The following is a 22,141-nucleotide window of genomic DNA, read 5'->3' as shown; positions in this document are numbered from 1 at the left end:
ATGAATTTAAGTTCATATAAAATACAATATATACAATTGGCAAATAAATTGGGTTTCCCCATAGATAAGAATGATTTTAAAGGTATTGATTGTTTCATTCCTTGCTTTGAGAAAATAAAGCAAGATTTATCATTAATCATTATCAAGGTAGATGGAGAAAGGAAGGAAAATATTTATACTTTTATTGTATCAGGTAAAATACTTGGTGAAAGGGAATCTATAAGAATGGATACTTCTGACCTTGAAGGAGGATTGTCATATATTTGTACTGAATATGCAAAAATTGCATGGGGCTTTAGTTTTTAAGATGACAAGGTGACGCGTTGCACTGCAACAAAAATTTGGACACCATTCCTATATGGGGAAATAAGTAAATGAAAAAGGCTAGTGACAAAGGGACGTTCCCTTTTTGACAACAAAATAATAAAATTAAGGGACGTGACAAAAAAGGAACGTTCCTTAATATCAGGAAATGAATGGGGTAATATTGAATGACAAGGGGACGGAGGAAGTGTCTTCTCGAGACAAAACCACCGTCCCTTCGTCTTCCCTTCGTCTTCTGGGAATATTTGAAAAAACAGAACGAGATAGAATCCTACAAAAGTTAAAAAATTCAGGATTATCAATAAGAGAAATAGAACGAGCAACAGGGATATCAAGAGGGATTGTAGCTAAAAGTTGACAAAAAAGGAACGTCCCGTAATGTCCCGTAATGTCCTAGACTATCTGATGCGGGGGTGAATAATTGGTGACTTATGAACAAGAGATTAATGAATTAAAAGAACAATTTGGGATAATGGATAGTGAAAAATTAATAGAAAAAATCAAATTAATAATTAATAATCCCTTGGTTGAGGTATCCGTTAAATCAAATGGATTATGTTTGATTGGGAATATAATTTGTTATTTATCTCCATATTTAGAAGAGGATAATGGCTATTCATATTTTAAAAAAGCATTAAATTTTAACCAGACTAATTATGATGCCATATTAGGGATCTGTTTTATATTTAATACATACCCTTATCCCTTCAGTACAATAGTAACGGAAGTAGAATATCTTTCCTATATTCAGAGACTCATTGAAGAGTTTGATTATATGGAAGAAAGACAAAGACTCAATACGTTACAATCTTTAAAAGGTTATTCATCTTATAGAACAAAAGTTATTGAGAAATATGGATATCCGATGAAGATTCAAGGAAACAAGTCAGTTTAGACAAGGTGATCCGTATGACAAAGGGGACGTTCCCTTTTTGACAAGAAAATAATAAAATTAAGGGACGTGACAAAAAAGGAACGTCCCTTAATTTTATTACGCAAATAGAGACAGGAGTAATAAAACCAACAAAAGAAGCTTTTTATAAAAAATCAAAAGAGATTGATGAAATGTTTGGAAATTTGTATAATCCTCCACACTAAATTATAATTTAAGGTGAGAATATATGAAAATGTACTTACTGGAACCAGAAGTTCCAGGAGGAATAGGAAAGAATTCTATATTAGAACATGAGAATGGTAGGATAAAAAAAGCTGTTCACTTACATTATGAGTTTGATGGATGGCTAGGTGATGATTTAATTACTACAAGTCCATTTTTTATTATAACTGAAAGGTTAGCCGATAAAATTCAGACTAACGATATTATTGGGTATGACTTTGAAGATTTAGAAACTAGTTTATCCGATAATTTTAAGGAATTGTATCCAATCAGGGTATTACCAAAATTTAGAATGTTGATTCCTTTAGGAATTGTTGAAACTGATAAACAATACATAATAAAATGGACAGGACATGATTTGTGTTTACGAAATGGAGCTGACTTTATAGTGTCAGAAAAGGCTTTGGTGATATTTCAAAAATACAACTTGAACTATTGTGATATTTCAGAATTAGAAACAAGGTGACGAGTACTTTTGCCTAAACAAAAAAATATAAGAGAGGGGACGTTTTGCACTGCAACTAAAATTCGGACACTGTCCCTATGGAAGAAATAACATTTTTTAACAATATTATCAGAAAACAAATAAATCTTATACTTATGTCATTAGATGAAAAGATAAGTGAAGATAATCCATAATTACCGTCACTTTGCCTCTTGCGAATTTATAACCACTGCAAATAAATCGGGAAGTGGATTATTAGGAGGAATATAGTGAGAAAATTAGAAAAAATATTACGCGACTATGAAAGTGCTTGCATTAAAGGAGAGGAAGCACAGGAAAATGGAGACTCTAAAAATTCTAATAAAAAATACAGAGTAATACAAAAAATTCGTAAAGAGTTAAAGGAAAACACGGAGTATGGTCTAGAAAAATTATTACCTTACTTGGAGCATCCGAGCCCATTTGTTAGATTGAAAACAGCATTTAGTATTATTCCGGTAGCACCAGAAAAAGCCAAAGAAGTGCTTATACAGCTAAAAGAAATTCGAGGATTAATAGGGTATTCTGCAGAAATGATATTGTCTGAATGGGAAAAGGAAAATTTAAAATTTGATTAAACAAAATGAACAATTAAGAATAGGCGAGTGACAGAATTGTGCTACATTAGTTGCACAATTCATGTTTCATTTGGAAGGTCTTATTTAGTATCGTTTTTCGTTTTTATAAGTTTATACAAGACAGGACTGAGGATAAACGCTCAGTCCTGTTTTTCAAAACTAGGCGAATTACTATAATACATTCTAATACACGTTCTGTATGGGTGTATTATTTTTTTGCCAACATTGCAGAAAAAAACATGAATAATGAAATATTCATATAGGAAAGAATAATAAACATAAAATCCTTGTGGATCCTTTAAATATATGGATTAGTGAAAATTTCAGCAAATAACTAAAATAGGTCTTAATAACTAAACTTTTAACAATTCCTTAACATTGTCTTAACACGAAATATGAAATACTGCGATAAAATGAGAGACATAGAAAAGATTTAAATATTTTAGGAGGTTCATGAAGAATGAATTTATTTAAAAAATCTAAAGTGTTAGCAAGTGCAGTTGCAATGATGGTAGGTGCAGCGATGTTTGCTGGCTGTGGCGGCACCGATACAAAAGCGGACAACACAGCAAAGCCGGCAGCGGTTGAAGGAACGGTGAGTGCTTCTGGTTCAACTGCATTGTTACCACTCTTGAAACCAGCACAAGAAGAGTTTCAAAAGCTTCATGATAAAGTGAATATAAATATTGCTGGTGGCGGTTCGTTTACAGGAATGAATCAAGTTGCTGAAGGGTCAGTGCAAATTGGTAACTCCGATGTAAATTTACCAGAAGATTATAAAGGCAAAGGGTTAGTGGATCATCAGGTTGTTGTACTACCATTTGTTTTTATCGTGAATAAGGATGTGCCAGTAACGAATTTAACAGCAGTACAAGTTGTTGATATTTTGACAGGGAAAGTTAGTAACTGGAAAGAAGTTGGCGGTCCTGATCAAGCGATTACGATTATCCATCGTTCAAAATCTTCTGGCTCAAGAGCTACGATTGCAGAAAAAGTATTGAAAGGTGCTTCATTTACAGATAAAGCAGTCATTCAAGATTCAAATGGTGCAGTGAGAGCAGCAATTGCAAATACACCTGGCGCAATCGGCTATGTTGACGCTCCTTATGCAGATCAAACTGTTAAAATTCTTGATTTTGATGGTGTGAAATACAGTCCAGAAGCTATTACAGGCGGCAAATATCCAGTTTGGTCTTATGGTCACATGTATACAAAAGGTGAAGCAACAGGCGCAACAAAAGCATTTATTGATTATGTGATGAGTCCAGAGTTTCAGAATACTTACGTTGAAAAAGCTGGTTTTATTCCAATAACAAAAATGTCCAAATAATCGATAAATATTCCCTCATTTCTTAGTAAGAAGGCCCGCTTGCGCGGGCTTTTTTACTAAAAGAAAATTGAGAAGGCAAAGCAAGGAGTAACAAAGTTATGAATACGATCGATCAAAACCATAAACTGACTTTAGCCTATGATAAATATGTACGGTATTTGTTTATTGCAAGTGCCGTTTTTATGACAATCGTTATTTTTTCTATTATATTTTTTGTTGGTAAGCAGGGGCTAATGACATTTAAAGAAGTAAGTCCAATTGAATTTTTCTTTACAAGCAAATGGGATCCTATGGAGCAGCAGTTTGGGGCACTTAGTTTTATCATTGGGTCAATTTCGGTTACCTTGATGGCAATTCTTATCGGAGCACCGCTTGGATTAGCTGGTGCCGTTTTTATGGCTAAAATTGCACCTAGATGGGTTCGTGAAATTATGCGTCCGGCAACTGATTTGTATGTGGCAGTTCCATCCGTTGTTTATGGATATGTAGGGTTGATTGTTTTGGTACCTTTTTTGCGTGAATTTTTCGATGTTAGTACGGGTTTTGGGTTGTTGGCAGCTGCAATCATATTGGCAGTCATGATATTACCAACGATTATCAGTATTTGTGAAGATGCCCTGCGTGCTGTACCACATACCTTGGAAGAAGCGAGTTTGGCGCTGGGCGCAACTCGTTGGCAAACACTTTGGCTGGTTGTGATTCCAGCTGCTCTGCCAGGGATTTTGACAGCAATTATACTTGCAATGGCAAGGGCGATTGGGGAAACCATGGCCTTACAGATGTTGATCGGGAATACGCCGCTTATTGCAACTTCATTATTTTCACCGACGTCTGCTTTAACAAGTAATATCGTCGTTGAAATGGGGAATACGCCATTTGGATCTGCTTGGGGGAATTCATTATTTTTAATGGCGTTGGTTTTATTATTAATCTCCTTAGGCATGATACTTTTAATTAGACGGATTGGTGCAAGGAGGTTGGCATCACAATGAATGCAAAGTTTATTGATCGGGTCGCGACCCTATGTATGTGGGTTGCAGGAACTATCATTTTAGGTATCTTGATGGCTTTTTTAGGTTACATTTTATACAAGGGATTACCAGTACTTTCTTTTGATTTTATTTTTGGAAAATCGAAAGAATTGGATACTGGCGGTGGAGTTGGTGCACAGCTGTTCAATTCTTTTTATATTCTGTTTTTATCTATGTTAGTTTCTATTCCTGTTGCAATTGGTGCGGGGATTTATCTTGCTGAATATGCAAAAGATAATAAATTAACCTATATGATTCGTTTAAGTACAGAGAGTTTAGCAACAGTGCCATCGATTGTTTTGGGTTTATTCGGTATGATTGTTTTTGTTAATTTCTTTCGTGTTGGTTTTAGTATTATAGGTGGAGCACTTACGTTAATGCTGCTTAATTTACCTGTACTGGTTCGGGTGACTGAGGAATCAATTCGTACAGTTCCCAAATATTACAGAGAAGCAAGTTTAGCGCTTGGTGCAACGAAGTTACAGACAATTTGGAAGGTCGTATTGCCAAATGCAATGCCTGGAATTATTACTGGTATTACTCTGACTGCCGGACGTGCACTTGGTGAGACTGCTATTTTAATTTTTACAGCAGGAACGACTGTATCCAGACATTTGTTTGATACAGATGTATTTGCCGCCGGAGAAACATTAGCAGTCCATATGTGGTATCTGATGTCAACGGGAATGGTTCCGGATCGCGATATGATAGCGGATGGAATTGGGGCATTGCTTATCATTATGATTTTGATTTTTAATTTGATTTTTACAATACCAACGAAAATCATTCAAAAACGAACAGGTACTTTGCGATAAACATATTTTTAAGGGCTTATAAGAATAAGTCCTTAATTTTTTTCAAAGTAATGATGGAAATAGGTGGAGGAAATGATGAAAGCAGATTGGGTACAGCGGCGGTTTATAAAATATTTAGAAAAATATAAAACGATATGCAGTAAAAGCAGACTATGTGTATCGCAAAATTTTAGTATAAAAGAGCGATTGCAATGGTTTTTGCTGCTTAGGACAAAAGCTGCTGTTTTTACAGCAGGTATCTGTTTATTGACAGCTGTCAGTATTGGTTTTTATTTGCTTAATCAAGAGGTAAAAGATTTAACACAAATCGCAATTGACAATAATAACAAAGTGGCGGAGCGAATTTGTGATGATATTAGCAGTTACATAGAAATCGAGAAGAATTTTTTGGTTGTGACAAGTGCAAATCAACGGGTTCGAAGTATGGATAAAAAAGTTATGCAGGAGCATTTGTCAAATGTGCAGGTCTATCGTAAAAATAACAGTATTGGTGTTGTTGATGAAACCGGACATGAGATTGTAAGAATTGATAATCGGCAATTAGCAGATGTTTCTGGGCAAGTTTACTTTCAGCAGGCGATGCAGGGAAAGCTAACTTTTTCTAAACCGATAAAAGATCATGAAACCAATCAGTTGTCGATTGTGGGTGCAGTTCCGATTTATGATGGAGGGAAAAAAGTACAAGGAATTTTGACTACAAATATTTATCTTGAAAATATTCAGCAATTAATTGAACAGGTACTTGCAAAGAATCCAAGTTATAATATTATTGTTGTTGATCAAAATTGTGTACCGATTTTTTATCAGCGGAACCAGCAAGCTGTACAAAAACAAGAGGCTGTGGATGAGGCATTTTTGACGGCGGCTGTGGAGCAAAAGAATGGTTCGATGCTGCAAACTATACATGGAGACGATTACCTTGTCGCATATCGGCCAATACCAAATACAGAATTTATTGTAGTGGCTACGTATCCAAAAAATTTGGCAGTCCAATCTTTGGTGATCGTTTTAGAAAAGTGTCTCGCGGCATTAGCTGTTATTGTTTGTTTCGTTATGTGTATTGCCGTGTATTGTACGCGCAAAGCGTTGTCGCCTTTTCATCAGATTGTAGATGGCGTAAATCAAATTGCCCAAGGTGCTTTGTCTCATCGTTTAACATATCGTGGGCGGGATGAATTTGGAACTGTTGCACAGGGGTTTAATTTGATGGGGAAAAATCTGCAGGAAATCGTTGGTTCGGTCAAACAATTAATTGGCGCTGTTTTAGTTGAAATCAATCATACAAATAAAGCTTGTGATGATTCTCATCAAGGCAGTATTGCCGCAGGAAAAGCCATACATAATATGCTTGCTAAAATAGAGGAGCAAGGACAAGAAACGGCGTCAACAAAAACAGCAATAGAAGCTTTAGTTGAGTTGACGCAAGAAGTGGCGGCGGGTATTCACAGTACAGCCACTACAACCAATCAATGTGAAAATATAACACAAGACGGAAAAATTATCTTAACGAATACAATGCATACAATGGTTGCATTAAAAAATCAGGTGAATGATTCCGTGGATACCGTCCGTGAATTAAGTAAAAATATGCAGGCGATTTCAGAGATATCGGAGGCGATTCAATCTATTTCACAGCAGACGAATTTATTGGCTTTAAATGCTGCGATCGAAGCCGCAAGAGTTGGTGAATTTGGTAGAGGGTTTGCTGTTGTCGCAGAAGAAATTAGAAAATTAGCCAATGATTCGGCCGTAGCGACAAAGAATATCACTGAAATATCGAAAAAAATAATTAGTGATACGGATAAAGTATTGTTCGTAATGCAAGATAGTGACCAAAAAGTAAAAGATGGTGTGAATATGATTCAGGAAAGTGATCAGGCTTTCACAGAGATTGCTGCGCATATAACAAATGCAAGTGGCAAGGCCGAACAGATTGCAGAGAAAACCAAAGAGCAGGTTGCATTATTTGAGCAAGTTATGATCGAAGTGAGTCATATTGATACTTTGGCACAAGGAAACATTGAAAATGGCGGCGTGATTGAAAAAAATGGACAGGAACAATTGATGCATATGGTTGAAATAAAAGAAGTAAACCAACGATTGATTGATTTATTACATAAATTAGAAGAAAGAATTGATAAATTTACCGTTTGACAAAATCAAGCATAATTTTTATACATGCTTCTCATACTAATTTGTAGAAAGGAGCGTGTTTTTGTGCGCAAAATAATTTGTTTGCTTATGATTGGAATCGTAGCAGTTATATTTGCCGGTTGTGACTTGATTCAGCCGCCTGTGAAAGAAGATCCAAATCAAACAACGCCAGAAAATATGCAACGTGTCGAACCCACTTTAAGTGTATATATGCATGAGACTGGGGAAACAAAGCAGATGAAGTTAGAAGAATATTTGGAAGGCGTTGTAGCTGGTGAAATGAAAAATGATTGGGAAATAGAAGCATTAGCCGCACAGGCGATTATCGCACGGACTTTCACTTTGCAAGCATTTGAAAAAGGAGATCTTACAAGAGAAGGAACGAATGCATCTACCGATATAAAAGAATTTCAGGCTTATAATGCAGATGCTGTTAATGAAAATGTGAAAAAAGCAGTGCAAATGACGCGAGGGAAAATCGCAACTTATCAAGCTGTTCCTATTATGGGTTGGTTTCATGCTTCGGCGGGCGGTCAAACAGCTATGGCGAAAGAAGGACTGGATTATAAATATGAGGAACCGCCGTTTATTCAATCAGTCGTTTCACCAGATGATTTAGCGCCTGCTGATATTCAGAGTTGGACGGCCACTTTTCCGGTGAAAGACGTAGTAGAAAAATTGACGGAATTAGGTCAGCCTGTTTCTACAATTACGAGTATTTCTATTGGAAATAAAGGTGTATCTGGTCGAGCAACAACGATTTTATTCAATGGCAATATAGAAGTGTCTGCACCTAAGTTACGTTTAGCATTAGGCAGTACAATTCTAAAATCAATGCTGCTTGAAAGTGTTGAAGTCGTTGGAAATGAAGTTGTTTTTAAAGGAAAGGGCTATGGTCATGGTGTCGGAATGTCACAATGGGGTGCGCAAAAGATGGCAACTGAAGGAAAAACTGCGGATGAGATTGTAAAATATTATTTTAAAGACATAAAAATTGAAAAACGCTGGGAGTAAAAGGAATACAAGTGTTGCAAAGATTATTTTGCAGCACTTGTATTATTTTTGTTCTAATTTTCTTGTCTATGCATATAGTTAAACAAAAGCATTGTAGGAGTGAGACGATTATGGTAAATGATAAAGCAGCCCCAGTATGGCGACATCAGATTAAATTAATTGATAGAGAGGAGCTTACGGTTGATGGTGTAAGCAGCTTGGGAAGTTATGATGAAAAGGAAGTTGTAATGGAAACAGCGCAAGGTACGATGGTTGTAAACGGCGAAGGACTCAACGTAAAACAATTGAACCTTGAAGCAAGCAATATTATCATCGAGGGAAATATCAAAGGTATACAGTATGAAGAAAGTCATAAAGAAAGACGTGGAATTTTGGACAGATTTTTAAAATAGGGAATTTAAACGCTGTAATTTGGAGGTGAGAAAATGGAGATCAATGCACAATTGATAAGTTTTCTCACGACACTATGTATTGGAATTATCTTGGGGGCTATTTTTGATTTTTATCGTGTTTCACGTAATATGTTTAAGCCCAGGGTTTGGATAACTTGGGTGTTTGACGCTCTGTATTGGCTTGTGGCTATCGTAATTACTTTTATTGGGTTACTTTTTTGTAATTGGGCGGAACTTCGCTTTTATATTTTTATCGGCATTATAGTTGGTACGCTTCTGTATTTTAAGATATGTAGCCGATATACGATCTTATTTAGTGTTCATACGATAAAATTTTGCATTTGGTTTGTCAAATATTTAAAAAATTTCTTTGTGAGATTTCTATTGCAACCCATTGGCTATCTGTTAGGGATTTTTTCTACACCGTTTTCTTATGTCAAAAAACGGTTTAAGAAGCGCAAAAAAACGCAAAATGATGCAGATATAAAAGACTAAAGACCTAATTTGAAGAATAATGTTGCAATTCAAAAAATATAACTTTATTATATAAAGGAAAATGATAAAAAATTAATGATGATAGAATAATTTTAATATATAATATAAAGAGAGTTAAAATTTGTGCAGAGGATGTTTAGGATGGTGACGGAATGAAGGGGAAACGCAAAATAAATTGGTTTCGAACCGTTTTAATAGTTATGGTTACGTACTTCGGGTACGTCGCTTTTAATCAACAAATACATATGAATGATATTGAGCAGGAACAAGAACTCGCGAATGCAAGATTGTCGGAAGCACAACAAATGAATCATACGTTGCTTGAAGAAAAAGAGAACTTGAATCGAGCAGAATATATTGAAAAAATTGCTAGGGAAGAGCTAGGCTTAGTAAAACCTGGCGAAATGCCATATATCTCATCAAATAAAAGTTAATTTGTGAGTGAATTTCTTGACACCTTTTACAGTCCAAAGTATAATATCCTTGTATGTTTTACAATATAATGTAATGTTAAATTATGAGGAGGAAATCTGATTAGTATGTCCATTGAAGTTGGCAGTGTGGTAGAAGGCGTTGTAACCGGAATTACAAATTTTGGTGCATTTGTTGAATTACCAGGAGGAAAAGTAGGTCTTATTCATATTTCAGAAGTTGCAGATGTGTATGTCCGTGATGTAAAAGATTTTCTAAAGGAACAGGATAAAGTCAAAGTTAAAGTGTTAACCGTAGACGAACGCGGTAAGATCGGTTTATCTATAAAACAGTTACAAGAACCAAAACCTGTTGCTGCACCCGTTGGTGCATCCAATACCGAATTTAGTTCTAGACCAGCACCGAGAAGAGCCCCAGCCAATGATTTTAGACGACCACCTCGTTTTAATACTCCTTCATTTGAAGATAAACTGTCGAAATTCTTAAAAGACAGTGATGAACGTTTAACTGATTTGAAGAAGAACACCGATTCTAAACGCGGCGGCCGTGGTGCACGTAGAGCTGAATAATCATTTTATTATATAAGCACTCCAATTTAAGGGGTGCTTTTTATATTTATTTTTTTAATGATATGTCCAATATTGTATTATTAATTCTTCGTTTGTCGGTTTTTTTTATTTACATGATGCCCTATTCAGACAATATTAGATTGCCATAATATGTAAAATAGATTATAGGCTAAAATCTGATAATTTAAATAATAGTAGGAGTGGTATCATGCAAAAAATGACGGTAATGGCATTTCCTAAGCATATAATGGATGTGGTAGAAAAAACGCAAACGCAAAAAGTTCCATCAAAAACGATTTGGCAACGAAGCAAAATAAATGTTGAAAACCTTTATTCTTACAGAATGGATTTATTTTTTTGTGGACTTGCTTTTTTATTGTCTCGTTTGACTTTGTTGGGAGATCTGGCTCCTTTTGGTTTGAGTTTTTTTGCTGCAACAGCGGAATTTGTAAAAGGACGCATGCTTCTCATTGCAGCTTCTACTGTTTTGGGCGTTTTATCCACAGGCAATTATACAGAAGCTTTGATTTATTTATTTGCAATCGTTGTGTACTTAAAAATGAGGACAAGATTAACGAAGCTGGATAAAAAAATGTTTGCCGTACCTTTGGTTATGTTTTTTTCTATTTTAGTGAGCGGGTTTATAATAAATTATATCAATGATCGAGTTCTGTATGAAAATCTTGTAGTTGTTTTTAATGCGACTTTATGTATGATTGCGACCCAATTGTTTGTGTATGGGATGCCTTTATTAACGAATCAAATAAAAATTTCTTCCGCATATGAAAAACCTACGAATGAGGCTATGATTTGTCTGATCGTAATTTTAGCGTTTGCAATTGCTGGCGTCGGAAAAATTATGATTTTAGACTATCAAATACAGAATATCTTAAGTTGTATGCTTGTCATGATGTTTGCTTTAGCAGGCGGCGCAGGACTTGGGGCAGCTGTAGGCGTTGTCATCGGGACCGTGATCGGGCTCAGCAGTAATCATGCGTTAACATTAATTGCATTGTATGCAGTAAGTGGAACCTTAGCAGGCGTGTTTAAACATCTTGGCAAATTTGCTGTAGTTTTAGGATTTATTTTGGGGAGTACAATGATTCATTTGACGTTTACACAATTGCCTATTCTCATGGAATCAATCACAGAATCGGTGATTGCGGCTTGTATTTTATTATTTTTACCAATCAAAAAAATTATGCAATTAGATAGGTCTGTAGCTGTAACTGATCCATCGTATGCATTGTCAGAGGGCAGTTATAAGCTGCAAAATGTTGCAGATATGTTCTATGAATTAGCAGCTTTATTAGGGATGAATCAAAGTAAAATACAAGAAAAAATACAACAGGAAGATTTGACTAGTTTTTTGACGACTGTAGGGGTAAAGCTTTGTGAAAATTGTACAAATCGATCGTATTGCTGGCAGGAAAATTATTATCAGACTTATCAAAATTTGCTGTCAGTTTTTCAACATTTAGAGAATCGAAAATTGAAATTAAAGGATATGCCAAAAAGTTTTAGAGAGCATTGCATCCATGTTGAAAAAATGGTAGAAGTCATTCAAATGTTGGTGGAGAAGAACAAGATCAATGCGTATTGGCAAAGTCAACTTGTTTCGCAAAAGCAGGTGATGAGTGAGCAAATTAAAGCTGCTGGAAATATCCTTTCAAATTTGTCATCTGAATTAAATAAATTACCGGAGCAACAAGATCATAAACTTGCAAGTCTTTTAAAACATAAAGCACTCAGTGTTGGCTGTATATTGGAAAATGTAAAAGTAATAGATAAAGATAAACCGCGACAGATAGAATTTGAAAAAAAAGCTTGTGGTAAAGTAGGGGAATGTGCGACGACAATTCTGCCACTTGTCGCAAGTACATTGAAAGAACGGATGACATTGTTTAGAAAGTGCGGTAACCAAGAGCTGAATAAGAAGTGTAAAGTATGTATGCGCGTTGCAAATCAGTTTAAAGTGAAGACTGCGGTTGCCAATATTCCGAAACATGGGAATGAAGTTTGCGGTGATAGCGTGAAAATTGCACCTTTAAATCAGGGAAAGATAAGCTTGTTGCTCAGTGATGGTATGGGGAGCGGAGCTAGTGCAGCAAAGGAAAGTAAAATGACGCTGGATTGCTTAAGTAAATTATTAGAAATAGGATTTGACGTTGATATTGCGGTCAAAACAGTAAATTCGCTTTTGCTCCTACAAGTGCCGGGTGAAAAATTTGCAACTATGGATATGGGGATTATTGACAAATATACGGGTGAAGTTGAGTTTTTAAAAATTGCTTCGGCGCCGAGTTATATTAAAAGGGTTCATGAGGTAAAGACGATTCAGTCATCTACATTACCGATCGGGATTTTAAACCAAATAGAACTTGAACCTGTAAAAGTGCAAGTGGATGTAAATGATATGATTATTATGATCAGTGATGGTATCGCGGATACGAAAGATATAAAATTGCGGAGTGAGGATAAAGAAGGTTGGCTTACACAGTTTATTCGGCGAAGCAGCGAGAAAAACGAAGAACGATTTGCGGAAGCAATTTTAAAAGAGGCGCTTAGAATTTCAGGTGGAACGGCGAAGGATGATATGACGGTGATGGTCGCAAAAATCAGTGAAGCGAGCTTGCTTTGAGTGTTTCAATAAACTGGATTTAGATGGGCAGGGCGTGAATGTCTGCGCCTTAAAATGGTTATCATCATGAAGTTCGGATGGTAACCATTTATTTTTTTTATCTGGGGTGCATGGATGTTTTTATAAATTGCAAAATTTTATACAATTCTAAGTGCATTATTGGATATAATGAAAATAATAAAGGATCCATCATTTTCATAAAATATCATGTTTTATTCTATAAATAAGGTCGTTTTATGATATAATGACATTCGTGTCAGATAAAATTTAGTGAGGCTTATAAATGTTAGAGAAGGTAAAATGCTATTGTAAAGAGAAAGGTTTGTTAGAGCTTGGTGATACAATCTTGATTGCTTGTTCCGGCGGACCGGATTCGTTGGCATTAGTAGATATTTTTCTGAAATTGCGGAATTCTTATCAGTTAGAGGTTGCTGTTGCCCATGTGGATCATATGTTTCGTGGAGAAGATTCAAGAGCGGATGCAATCTTTGTAGAAGAATTTTGCTTAGCACATCAAATTCCATATTATAAAAAGAGCTTTGACGTACCAGCTTATAGTAAGAAAATGAATCTTTCGCCGGAAGAAGCAGCGAGAATTGTACGTTATGATTTTTTAAAAGAAATTGCCAGTTTCATCGGTAATGCGAAAATCGCGACTGGTCATCATAAAGATGATCAGGCAGAGACCGTCTTGATCCATTTATTTCGTGGTGCAGGCAGTGCCGGAATTGCTGGAATCCGACCTATGAATCATGGTATAATAAGACCATTCTTGTCTGTAACACGTCAAGAAATTGAAGCGTATTGTAAAGAGAATAGATTAAATCCGCGGATAGATCAGACAAATTATGAAACTGAGTATCTGCGTAATCGGATTCGTTTAAATCTATTGCCGGAGCTTGTAGAGAAGTTTAATCCAGCGATCAAAGAAGCACTTTGCAAGAGTGCGGAAATTATTGGTGCTGAACATGCGTTTATCCGAAACAGTGTGGAAAGCATCTGGAATCGACTTGTAATTGAAGAGAAAAATAGATTCATTTTACAACGGAAAAAATTAAATTGTCTGCATATTGCGCAAAAACGTGAATTATTTCGGCTGGCAATTGAAAAAAAACAGGGCCATCTTAGAGGAATAAGTTTTACGCATGTAGAAAAAATGATAGTGTTGTCAGAAAAAGGTTCTGTTGGTACGAAAATAATTTTACCCGGCGGTTTGACATTGCAATGCAATTATCAGCATATGCTGTTAGGTACTTTCAATGAAAAGCAAAAAAAGCAGAATACAATGCAGGTGATCATAAACTTAGTGGGAGATACGCAGATTCCCAATCTGGGAATCATCGCACGAACCGAATGGGTGCATGCGCTAAATAAGATAAGAGATAAAAATGCAGTTATATTGGATTTCGAGCAGCTTGTACCGCCTTTGTTTATTAAATTTCGTCAAGACGGTGATCGGTTTCAGCCAAGCGGTATGCAGGGAAACAAAAAATTGAAAGATTTTTTTATTGATCAGAAGGTAGAGTGGCAATTGCGTGATTCTATTCCGCTCTTATGTGATCAGCAAAGAATCCTTTGGGTTTGTGGCTATAGACAAAGTGAAATTGGAAGAGTCGTGGAAAAAACAAAAAAATTTTTACGCGTTTCAATTATAAAAGATCAAAGTTAAAAGGAGTATAATGGTTCATGATTCATGATGTAGAAAAAATTTTATTTAATGAAGCTGATATTGCTTCGTGTGTTGAAGAAATTGGTGCAAAAATCACAAAAGATTATGAAGGGAAAGAAATTACGTTAGTTTGCATTTTAAAAGGTTCTATGATTTTTACTGCAGATTTAGCGCGGGCAATAAAAATTCCGGCAGCACTTGATTTTATGGTTGCATCAAGTTATGGTACTGGTACATCTTCGAGTGGTAATGTGAGAATTATCAAGGATTTGGATCATAGTATTGAGGGAAAACACGTGATTGTTGTAGAAGATATTATTGATTCGGGTGTTACACTGAATTATTTATTGAAAAATTTATCGGATCGCAATCCAGCAAGCTTAAAATTATGCACGCTTCTTAGCAAACCAGAACGGCGTATTATTGACGTTGATGTTGATTATATCGGCAAAATAGTACCGGATTATTTTTTAGTTGGTTATGGCTTAGATTATGCAGAAAAATACCGTAATTTACCGTTCATTGGTATTTTAAAGCCATCTATTTATAAGTAAAATTGACTTGTAATTCCAATGGCATAAATAATTGATTTAAAAGTTATAATGTAAGTGATAAGTATTTAAATGATATGATGTTACTTGATTGTTAAATATAATTTTTGATGATATAATTATTTTCTATGGAGACTTTATATTTATTAACTGTTCCACGGAGAGGGAGGGCGACTGATTGAATAAGTTTTTACGAAACGTAGGCTTCTACTTATTGATCATATTGATAGCGATTTCAGTTATTGATTATTTTTCAGCGAGAAGTAATACAAAGCAAGAGATAAGTTACACCGAATTTTTGCGTCAGGTTGATATGCAAGGTGTAGAAAAAGTAACAATTGTAGATAATTCGATAAAAGGAAATTTAACCGATGGCACAGAATTTACGACGGTTGCACCGGATGATCCAACGTTAATTGGCAATCTTCGAGATAAAGGTGTAAACATCAAAGCAGAAAAAACACCTGAACCACCGTGGTGGACAACGATTTTTTCCTCTATTTTACCAATGCTGTTGTTAATTGGTGTGTGGTTTTTCATCATGCAGCAAACACAAGGTGGTGGAAATCGCGTCATGTCATTTGGAAAAAGCCGTGCGCGCTTAAATAATGATGATAAAGCAAAGGTTACATTTAAAGAAGTAGCAGGTGCTGACGAAGCCAAACAAGAGCTTGAAGAAGTGGTTGAATTCTTAAAGCACCCTAAAAAGTTCAATGATTTGGGTGCACGTATTCCAAAAGGTGTTTTATTATTCGGACCTCCGGGAACAGGTAAGACTTTGCTTGCTAAAGCTGTAGCAGGTGAAGCAGGTGTACCTTTCTTTAGTATTAGTGGTTCCGATTTTGTTGAAATGTTTGTCGGTGTTGGTGCATCTCGTGTGCGTGATTTGTTTGAACAGGCCAAGAAGAATGCGCCTTGTATCGTGTTTATTGATGAAATTGATGCGGTTGGTCGTCAGCGTGGTGCTGGTGTCGGCGGCGGGCATGATGAACGCGAGCAGACTTTAAATCAATTGTTGGTTGAAATGGATGGCTTTGCAGCCAATGAAGGAATTATTATCATTGCGGCGACCAATCGTCCTGATATATTAGATCCTGCGCTTTTAAGACCTGGTCGTTTTGATCGGCAAATCGTCGTTGATAAACCGGATATAAAAGGACGTAATGCAATTCTTAAAGTGCATACAAAGGGAAAACCAGTGGCTGAAAATGCTGATCTTGAGATATTAGCAAGACGTACACCTGGATTTACCGGTGCAGATTTAAGTAATTTAGTGAATGAAGCTGCGTTGCTTTCTGCTAGACGAAATAAGAAAAAGATTTCTATGGCAGAATTGGAAGAATCCATAGAGCGCGTTATGGCTGGTCCTGAACGTAAGAGTAAAGTAATGAGTGATAAGGAAAAACGTCTTACTGCGTATCATGAGGCAGGGCATACTTTAGTCGGCATGCTGGTTCCGCATGCTGATCCAGTGCACAAAGTTACGATTATTCCACGTGGTCGTGCCGGTGGTTACACGCTGATGTTGCCAAAAGAAGATCGTTCTTATGCAACACGCAGTGAATTGTTGGCACAGCTTAAAGTTGCACTCGGCGGACGTGTTGCCGAAGAAGTAGTACTAAATGAAATTAGTACAGGTGCGCAAAGTGATATTCAAAGAGCTTCCAGCTTAGTACGCGGTATGATCACAGAGTATGGAATGAGTGAAGTATTAGGTCCGATTGCTTTTGGTAAAGGGCATGGTCATCAAGTATTTTTAGGCAGAGACATCAATCACGAAAGAAATTATAGTGAAGAAGTGGCTTGTGAAATCGATAAAGAAGTAAGCAAGTATATTAAGACTGCTTATGATGAATGTCGTGATTTATTAATTGCAAATCTTGATAAGCTGCATGTAATTGCGAAAGCCTTGATAGAGCATGAAACATTGGAAGCTTCTGAATTGAAACAATTGGTGGAAACTGGACGTTTAGAGGAAAAGAATGAATCAGATAAACAAGAAGATTCCAATGATGGAACCCTTCAGGAAAAACCACAGACGGAAATTATTTCATCAGGGCAAAACAATGCAATTGATGTGAATATCATGAGTGAAACGGAAAATACAAATGGTCCGAAAATTAACTATATTATAAGGACTTAAGTAAAAAAGAAAGTGCAGTATGCACTTTCTTTTTTCGTTTAAAATATAGTATGTGATATGTAGTTTGCTTGTTTATTTGTATGTGGATTCGTTCAATCTATCTTAAAATATGGCATTTAAAATAGATTTGTTTGATTCTCTATTTACGGAAAGAAAAAAACTATTTTATAATAAGGTTAAAACAATAATAGAAGCAGGTGATGACATGAGTGAAATTTTAGTGCAATACACACGGGCTGGAAAAGTAGAGAGTATACACCGCGGTGATATCGTCGCAGTAAATACGAAAGGAAAAATTATAGACTGTATTGGTGATGCTCATAAAAAAATGTTTTGGCGTTCAGCTGCAAAACCATTTCAAGCATTGCCTTTTGTTGCAAAAGGCGGTGTAGAGCAATATGGAATTACACAGGAAGAATTAGCTTTGCTGGTATCTTCACATAGCGGAGAAGCAATTCATGTTGATTTAGTAAATCATATTTTAAATAAAATAGCGCTGGATAGCAGTGCACTGGATTGTGGAACAAGCAGACCAATGAGTTCAAAAGCTGCGAAGCTGTTGATTGAAAACAAACAAAAACCAGAAGCACTTCATAATGCCTGTTCTGGTAAGCATGCAGGGATGCTTGCTCTTTGTCAGATGCTTGGTATCTCCATTGCAGGCTATACGAAACCAGAGCATGAGGTACAGAAACAGATGCATGCATCTGTAGCCCAGAGTGCTAAAATAAGTCCAAGTGAACTTGAAATAGGAATTGATGGCTGTGGCGTCCCCGTTTTTTATTTGCCGCTCTATCATATGTCGCTTGCTTATGCAAGATTAGCAAAACCTGAGGAAGGTGCGTGGGGGTGCTATGAGGAAGCAGCAAGAAAGATTCGGGATGCAATGATTGCCTATCCGGAAGTTCTCGCTGGATCTGGACGAATTGATACGATTGTAGCTAACGTAACAAAGGGGCGAATTATTGCCAAAGTGGGTGCTGAAGCTGTTTACTGTCTGGCATCTGTTCCTGATGGAATCGGAATTACCTTTAAGATTGAGGATGGAAGCTACCGAGCAATTCATCCTACTGTGATAGGGATATTAAAACGATTAGAATTAATTAGTGAAACAGAATATCATGCATTAATTGAAAAATTTCCGCCAATATTAAAAAATCATCGTGGTGATATTGTTGGAACGATTGAAACAATGTTTTAAACTTTAATAAGCATCATGAAAAGACCTCACGAGAGATCCTACAGGTATAGGAAAGTTCGTAAGGTCTTTTATTTTGTATATAGATAATTTGTTAATTAGAAGGCATACCTTGTGGGGGCGCGCAGTCTTTATGATGCATTCCAAATGCTCTGTCTTTACTGTGCCAGCCTTGTTTCATCGGCCCACATTGTCTTGCAAGGTCTCTGGATTGTTGGTAGTCTTGATCGCTTATGCCAAGCGAAGCCGCAACATCTGACCAGCGATTATTGATTTTTTTCATATTGATAATTTCATCAATTGATTTATCCGCATGCTTTGATAATGCGATTGCCATGGAAATGTCATGCGGATGGTACCCTTTTGATAAAAAAGAATCGATTACAGTTTCAGCGACACCAAGATTTTCTGCCATATGCTTGCTCATAGTCGATTGCATAAGGGTTTGCATTTTTTCTTTTGTAACGCCAAAAGATTCGCTTACCTCCCGCCAATCATTGGTCATGGTTTTGGCATTTAGGACTTCACTTAATGGCTTATCACTTGCATAAGAAATAAATGCAGCCATGCGCAAATCTGGCATTTTCCATCCTTGATCATGATATGTAAGAATCGTCTGTTTATCAATACCGAAAGAATCTTGAATATCTTGTGCCATAACTTCCGGTGCAACAGGGCCTCTTTTTTGATCCTGTTTTTGCAGGACTTGTTTTGTGTTTGCATTTGCTATTGATTGCGGTAGTTGTGTAATACCGATGCCTGTTACGATGAATGCACTAGAGAGTGCTAAAACAATTGCTTTTTTTACTGAAGTTTTAAATTTAAAATTTTTAACGTTACGATCTAAATTCATGAGAAATCCTCCATTTATTTATATTTCTAGCAGTAAAGATAACTGCAGATTGAATTGTTAGTTTTAGTATAATGGAGAATTGTGACAATCGTATGACAAAATTAATTTAAACGTTCGGTAATTTTATAGAAAAAACAGTTTCCTTAAAAGGAATGCTGGTAACTTGAATTGTTCCATTCATTCCTTCTACGAGTTTTTTGGTAATCGCTAAGCCGAGGCCTGTTCCACCTTCACTGCGAGAGCGTGCCTTGTCTACCCGATAAAAACGATCCCAAATAAATGGTAAATGTGCAGCGGGAATTCCTTCCCCATGATCGGTTACCGTAAACGTGGTATATTGTAGATCGGATATGACTTGAATCGTGATAGCCGAATTTTCCGGCGAGTGACGAATTGCATTGCTCAATAAATTCGTAAGAATTTGTTCCAGGCGATTTGGGTCGGTATGCAATGTTTTTAAGGTAGGGTCATATTGCAGGGTGAATGATAGTTGTTTGATTTGGAGTAAAACAGCATATTTTTCTTTTATATTGATTAAAAAATCTTTAAGGTCAATTGTTTTGTATTGAAAGCTGAATTGACCAGATTCAAGTTTTTCTAAATCTAAAAGTTCACTGATAAGATGATTCATATGATTTGTTTCATTTAAAATTGTCTGTAGGTATCGATTTCGTTTTTCAACGGAAGGTACGAGTCCATCAATCATTGTTTCTGTTAATGCTTGAATTGCAGCAATTGGTGTTTTAAGTTCATGCGCTACGTTGGAAAAAAATTCTCGTCTATTTTTTTCAATGTTTTCTAGTGCGGTGGCCATTTGATTAAAAGTTTGTCCTAGATTTCCGATTTCGTCAATTCCTGTAGCGATTGTACGGCTTGTATAGTTTCCCTTCGCAAAGGATTGTGCTGCATCACTAATATTTCGGATGGGCTTCGTAAGGTTACGTGATACAAAAAAAGCACAAAGTGCTGCCAATGCGATAGAGGTAATAATAGAATAGACTAATAATTTTTGAATAGCGACCGCTGTTTTTGTGATTCCTAAGATCGGAGCATGCAAAAATAAGGCGGCTTGTTCATTTTGTGAAAATGGTACAGCAACAACGACTGAAGGATCATCTTCATTGCGTGCTTTTTTTATCCATGACAAGGGTTCACCTTTTGCTAATTCTGCTCTGATATCTATTTTGTCTAGGGGATGCCGACGGGGAGGCGGTGGTGGCGCATCGCATTGATTTTGTCCATGTTCTTTGTGCATTTGAAGACGATGATGCCAGCTCATAGGAGCGTCACCGATGATGGTATCATCTCTTGTAAGTACCCACATTTTTACCCCGGATAATTCACTCATGACTTCAAGATGCTTTTTCAAGTTGTTCGGATCATCAAGCGCTGTTTCTAAAAATCTAGTAGAGACGATGCCTTCATGAATCAGTTCAGTCCGTTTTGCTTCAATTAAATACTCGGTAATCAAATGTGATAATACGATACCGATGCTGGCGGTGATGATAATGATAATGACGATATGTGAGGTGAATATTTTTCCAAATAATGAACGAATCATTTTTTTACTACCTCAAAACGGTAGCCAAATCCTCTGGCAGTATGAATGTAATGAAATTCTGAAAGGTTTAATTTTTGACGCAATCTTTTTACAGTGGCATCAACAGTTCGAGCATCTCCATCGTAATCATAGCCCCACACATTTGTAAGCAATTGTTCTCGTGAAAAAGTATGTTTGGGATTGCGAATGAAAAAATTTAATAACTCAAATTCTTTTGGCGATAAAGAGATGATTTGATCCTGTATCGTAATCGCTTTGTCTGTATGGTTTATGATCATGCCTTTAATATCTGTCGTAAGATCCATAATCGGTAATGCTCCACTTCTTTTTAATACCGCTTTCACTCTTGCTACTAACTCACGCGGACTAAATGGCTTGGTTATATAATCATCTGCGCCTAGAGAAAAACCGATAATTTTATCATTTTCGGCAGACTTTGCAGTGAGAAAAATTTTTGGCACATTGCGCTGAATTGTCTGACATAATTCGAGTCCAGAAATTTTTGGTAACATTATGTCGAGCAACAACAAATCTGGACGTTCTTCGCATTCAAGGTCTAAAGCTTCATCTCCATCTTTTGCTGTGAGTACAGTAAAACCTTCTTTTTCTAAATAAAGTGCGACGATTTCACGTATCGTTGCTTCGTCATCGGCGATGAGAATTTTCATCGGTACAACCTCCAAAAGAATATAATATCTATATTATTATAATACAAAAAGAATGATTTTCTCCATAGAGAAAATCACAGACTGTAGACAAATCATATATTTGTGTCGATAACGTTAGAAAA

General features: G+C 36.3%; 21 protein-coding genes. 18 read left to right on the top strand and 3 right to left on the bottom strand.

What is annotated here, in order from left to right; translation table 11 throughout:
• The 18 genes from BN6559_RS04380 (at window position 1) to BN6559_RS04290 (ending at window position 18,940) form a co-directional block, all read left to right on the top strand.
• Window positions 1-306 (top strand): hypothetical protein, encoded by a 306-nt coding sequence (locus BN6559_RS04380; RefSeq protein WP_110953603.1) that lies wholly within the window; start codon window positions 1-3, stop codon window positions 304-306.
• Between the two features lie 442 nt (window positions 307-748).
• Window positions 749-1,219, top strand: coding sequence for a hypothetical protein (locus BN6559_RS04370; protein ID WP_199883735.1), 471 nt, complete (start codon window positions 749-751; stop codon window positions 1,217-1,219).
• 226 nt (window positions 1,220-1,445) lie between these two features.
• Window positions 1,446-1,907, top strand: coding sequence for a hypothetical protein (locus BN6559_RS04365; RefSeq protein WP_110953601.1), 462 nt, complete (start codon window positions 1,446-1,448; stop codon window positions 1,905-1,907).
• A gap of 248 nt (window positions 1,908-2,155) precedes the next feature.
• Window positions 2,156-2,503: a DUF2019 domain-containing protein gene (locus BN6559_RS04360; protein WP_110953600.1), complete on the top strand. Its 348-nt coding sequence runs from the start codon at window positions 2,156-2,158 to the stop codon at window positions 2,501-2,503.
• Between the two features lie 460 nt (window positions 2,504-2,963).
• Window positions 2,964-3,833 (top strand): phosphate ABC transporter substrate-binding protein, encoded by an 870-nt coding sequence (locus BN6559_RS04355; protein ID WP_110953599.1) that lies wholly within the window; start codon window positions 2,964-2,966, stop codon window positions 3,831-3,833.
• A gap of 98 nt (window positions 3,834-3,931) precedes the next feature.
• Window positions 3,932-4,825, top strand: coding sequence for a phosphate ABC transporter permease subunit PstC (gene pstC / locus BN6559_RS04350; protein WP_110953598.1), 894 nt, complete (start codon window positions 3,932-3,934; stop codon window positions 4,823-4,825).
• Window positions 4,822-5,679, top strand: a complete 858-nt coding sequence (pstA, locus tag BN6559_RS04345; protein ID WP_110953597.1) for a phosphate ABC transporter permease PstA — start codon at window positions 4,822-4,824, stop codon at window positions 5,677-5,679. Before pstC ends, pstA begins: the two co-directional genes overlap by 4 nt.
• Window positions 5,680-5,751: 72 nt before the next feature.
• On the top strand, window positions 5,752-7,833 hold the full coding sequence (locus tag BN6559_RS04340; RefSeq protein ID WP_110953596.1) for a methyl-accepting chemotaxis protein: 2,082 nt from the start codon (window positions 5,752-5,754) through the stop codon (window positions 7,831-7,833).
• Window positions 7,834-7,896: 63 nt separating this feature from the next.
• A complete protein-coding gene (locus BN6559_RS04335) occupies window positions 7,897-8,847 on the top strand; it encodes a SpoIID/LytB domain-containing protein (protein ID WP_199883734.1) in 951 nt (316 codons plus the stop codon).
• 110 nt (window positions 8,848-8,957) lie between these two features.
• Window positions 8,958-9,239 (top strand): YabP/YqfC family sporulation protein, encoded by a 282-nt coding sequence (locus BN6559_RS04330; RefSeq protein WP_110953595.1) that lies wholly within the window; start codon window positions 8,958-8,960, stop codon window positions 9,237-9,239.
• A 33-nt stretch (window positions 9,240-9,272) separates the two neighbouring features.
• Window positions 9,273-9,734, top strand: coding sequence for a spore cortex biosynthesis protein YabQ (yabQ, locus tag BN6559_RS04325; protein WP_110953594.1), 462 nt, complete (start codon window positions 9,273-9,275; stop codon window positions 9,732-9,734).
• Between the two features lie 152 nt (window positions 9,735-9,886).
• Window positions 9,887-10,168, top strand: coding sequence for an FtsB family cell division protein (locus BN6559_RS04320; protein WP_110953593.1), 282 nt, complete (start codon window positions 9,887-9,889; stop codon window positions 10,166-10,168).
• A 105-nt stretch (window positions 10,169-10,273) separates the two neighbouring features.
• Window positions 10,274-10,735 (top strand): S1 domain-containing RNA-binding protein, encoded by a 462-nt coding sequence (locus BN6559_RS04315; RefSeq protein ID WP_110953592.1) that lies wholly within the window; start codon window positions 10,274-10,276, stop codon window positions 10,733-10,735.
• Between the two features lie 208 nt (window positions 10,736-10,943).
• A complete protein-coding gene (gene spoIIE, locus BN6559_RS04310) occupies window positions 10,944-13,376 on the top strand; it encodes a stage II sporulation protein E (RefSeq protein ID WP_110953591.1) in 2,433 nt (810 codons plus the stop codon).
• A 283-nt stretch (window positions 13,377-13,659) separates the two neighbouring features.
• Window positions 13,660-15,045 carry a tRNA lysidine(34) synthetase TilS gene (gene tilS, locus BN6559_RS04305; protein WP_110953590.1) on the top strand — a complete coding sequence of 462 codons (1,386 nt, stop codon included), beginning with the start codon at window positions 13,660-13,662 and terminating at the stop codon, window positions 15,043-15,045.
• A 17-nt stretch (window positions 15,046-15,062) separates the two neighbouring features.
• Window positions 15,063-15,599 carry a hypoxanthine phosphoribosyltransferase gene (hpt, locus tag BN6559_RS04300; RefSeq protein ID WP_110953589.1) on the top strand — a complete coding sequence of 179 codons (537 nt, stop codon included), beginning with the start codon at window positions 15,063-15,065 and terminating at the stop codon, window positions 15,597-15,599.
• A gap of 175 nt (window positions 15,600-15,774) precedes the next feature.
• Window positions 15,775-17,739 carry an ATP-dependent zinc metalloprotease FtsH gene (gene ftsH, locus BN6559_RS04295; RefSeq protein ID WP_110953588.1) on the top strand — a complete coding sequence of 655 codons (1,965 nt, stop codon included), beginning with the start codon at window positions 15,775-15,777 and terminating at the stop codon, window positions 17,737-17,739.
• A 205-nt stretch (window positions 17,740-17,944) separates the two neighbouring features.
• Entirely contained in the window at window positions 17,945-18,940 is a 996-nt protein-coding gene (locus BN6559_RS04290) for an asparaginase (protein WP_110956267.1), read from the top strand.
• Between the two features lie 91 nt (window positions 18,941-19,031).
• Here BN6559_RS04290 and BN6559_RS04285 read toward each other — a convergent pair whose 3' ends face one another.
• The 3 genes from BN6559_RS04285 to BN6559_RS04275 form a co-directional block, all read right to left on the bottom strand.
• Entirely contained in the window at window positions 19,032-19,790 is a 759-nt protein-coding gene (locus tag BN6559_RS04285; RefSeq protein ID WP_110953587.1) for a hypothetical protein, read from the bottom strand.
• A 106-nt stretch (window positions 19,791-19,896) separates the two neighbouring features.
• The gene (locus BN6559_RS04280) at window positions 19,897-21,351 is read right to left on the bottom strand and encodes a HAMP domain-containing sensor histidine kinase (RefSeq protein ID WP_110953586.1); all 1,455 of its coding nucleotides are present in this window, start codon (window positions 21,349-21,351) and stop codon (window positions 19,897-19,899) included.
• Window positions 21,348-22,019 (bottom strand): response regulator, encoded by a 672-nt coding sequence (locus BN6559_RS04275; RefSeq protein WP_110953585.1) that lies wholly within the window; start codon window positions 22,017-22,019, stop codon window positions 21,348-21,350. The genes BN6559_RS04280 and BN6559_RS04275 overlap by 4 nt, the downstream gene beginning before the upstream one ends.
• Window positions 22,020-22,141 lie beyond the last annotated feature (122 nt).

It is taken from the genome of Massilibacillus massiliensis (genome assembly GCF_900086705.1).
Lineage (GTDB): Bacteria > Bacillota > Negativicutes > FLKF01 > FLKF01 > Massilibacillus > Massilibacillus massiliensis.
The sequence above is the reverse complement of the archived record's forward strand: the minus strand, read 5'-3'. Positions and strand labels throughout refer to the sequence as shown.

What these genes read in the sequence shown, in the direction of transcription:
- BN6559_RS04380 (WP_110953603.1), top strand. Translation starts at nt 1, where the DNA reads ATGAATTTAAGTTCATATAAAATACAATATATACAATTGGCAAATAAA.
- BN6559_RS04365 (WP_110953601.1), top strand. Translation starts at nt 1,446, where the DNA reads ATGAAAATGTACTTACTGGAACCAGAAGTTCCAGGAGGAATAGGAAAG.
- BN6559_RS04355 (WP_110953599.1), top strand. Translation starts at nt 2,964, where the DNA reads ATGAATTTATTTAAAAAATCTAAAGTGTTAGCAAGTGCAGTTGCAATG.
- pstC (WP_110953598.1), top strand. Translation starts at nt 3,932, where the DNA reads ATGAATACGATCGATCAAAACCATAAACTGACTTTAGCCTATGATAAA.
- pstA (WP_110953597.1), top strand. Translation starts at nt 4,822, where the DNA reads ATGAATGCAAAGTTTATTGATCGGGTCGCGACCCTATGTATGTGGGTT.
- BN6559_RS04340 (WP_110953596.1), top strand. Translation starts at nt 5,752, where the DNA reads ATGATGAAAGCAGATTGGGTACAGCGGCGGTTTATAAAATATTTAGAA.
- BN6559_RS04330 (WP_110953595.1), top strand. Translation starts at nt 8,958, where the DNA reads ATGGTAAATGATAAAGCAGCCCCAGTATGGCGACATCAGATTAAATTA.
- yabQ (WP_110953594.1), top strand. Translation starts at nt 9,273, where the DNA reads ATGGAGATCAATGCACAATTGATAAGTTTTCTCACGACACTATGTATT.
- BN6559_RS04320 (WP_110953593.1), top strand. Translation starts at nt 9,887, where the DNA reads ATGAAGGGGAAACGCAAAATAAATTGGTTTCGAACCGTTTTAATAGTT.
- BN6559_RS04315 (WP_110953592.1), top strand. Translation starts at nt 10,274, where the DNA reads ATGTCCATTGAAGTTGGCAGTGTGGTAGAAGGCGTTGTAACCGGAATT.
- spoIIE (WP_110953591.1), top strand. Translation starts at nt 10,944, where the DNA reads ATGCAAAAAATGACGGTAATGGCATTTCCTAAGCATATAATGGATGTG.
- tilS (WP_110953590.1), top strand. Translation starts at nt 13,660, where the DNA reads ATGTTAGAGAAGGTAAAATGCTATTGTAAAGAGAAAGGTTTGTTAGAG.
- hpt (WP_110953589.1), top strand. Translation starts at nt 15,063, where the DNA reads ATGATTCATGATGTAGAAAAAATTTTATTTAATGAAGCTGATATTGCT.
- BN6559_RS04290 (WP_110956267.1), top strand. Translation starts at nt 17,945, where the DNA reads ATGAGTGAAATTTTAGTGCAATACACACGGGCTGGAAAAGTAGAGAGT.
- BN6559_RS04285 (WP_110953587.1), bottom strand. Translation starts at nt 19,790, where the DNA reads ATGAATTTAGATCGTAACGTTAAAAATTTTAAATTTAAAACTTCAGTA.
- BN6559_RS04280 (WP_110953586.1), bottom strand. Translation starts at nt 21,351, where the DNA reads ATGATTCGTTCATTATTTGGAAAAATATTCACCTCACATATCGTCATT.
- BN6559_RS04275 (WP_110953585.1), bottom strand. Translation starts at nt 22,019, where the DNA reads ATGAAAATTCTCATCGCCGATGACGAAGCAACGATACGTGAAATCGTC.